The organism is Bizionia sp., assembly GCF_048259285.1.
In the GTDB taxonomy this organism is placed as follows: Bacteria; Bacteroidota; Bacteroidia; order Flavobacteriales; family Flavobacteriaceae; genus Algorimicrobium; species Algorimicrobium hallyeonense.
On record NZ_JBLXHU010000037.1, the window covers coordinates 18,973 to 19,842 of the forward strand.

1 protein-coding gene is annotated in these 870 nt (G+C 45.2%); it reads right to left on the reverse strand.

Translation table 11 applies throughout. The features are described 5' to 3' along the window. On the reverse strand, window positions 1-870 hold an 870-nt coding region (locus ACN0QX_RS13230; protein WP_417197601.1), incomplete at both ends, for a hypothetical protein.

Consider the following 870-nt stretch of genomic DNA (forward strand, 5'->3'; position numbering starts at 1 on the left):
GGTTCAACAGATTGTGTTCCTTGGTTTTCCCAAGTACAGTTTCCTGTGTTGAATACATAATTATCCCAACAGTTTGTCGCGGTTGGTTCAACAGGTTGTGTTCCTTGGTTTTCCCAAGTACAATTTCCGGTGTTGAATACATAATTATCCCAACAGTTCGTAGCCGTTGGTTCAACAGGTTGCGTTCCTTGGTTTTCCCAAGAACAGTTTCCTACATTAAATACGTAGTTATCCCAACAGTTCGTAGCCGTTGGTTCAACAGGTTGTGACCCTTGGTTTTCCCAAGTACAGTTGCCGGTATTGAATACATAGTTATCCCAGCAGTTCGTTGCGGTTGGTTCCGTAGGTTGTGACCCTTGGTTCTCCCAAGTACAGTTATCGGTGTTAAACACATAATTATCCCAGCAGTTCGTCGCTGTTGGTTCAGTCGGTTGCGTTCCTTGGTTTTCCCAAGAACAATTCCCGGTGTTGAATACGTAATTATCCCAGCAGTTTGTCGCCGTTGGTTCAACAGGTTGTGTTCCTTGGTTCTCCCAAGTACAGTTGCCGGTGTTGAATACATAGTTATCCCAACAGTTGGTTGCGGTTGGTTCAGTGGGTTGCGTTCCTTGATTTTCCCAAGAACAGTTTCCTACATTAAATACGTAGTTATCCCAACAGTTGGTTGCGGTTGGTTCCGCAGGTTGCGACCCTTGGTTTTCCCAAGTACAGTTCCCAGTGTTGAATACATAGTTATCCCAGCAGTTTGTTGCTGTTGGTTCAACAGGTTGTGTTCCTTGATTCTCCCAAGTACAGTTGCCGGTGTTGAATACGTAGTTATCCCAACAGTTGGTTGCGGTTGGTTCAGCAGGTTGTGACCCTTGGTTTTCC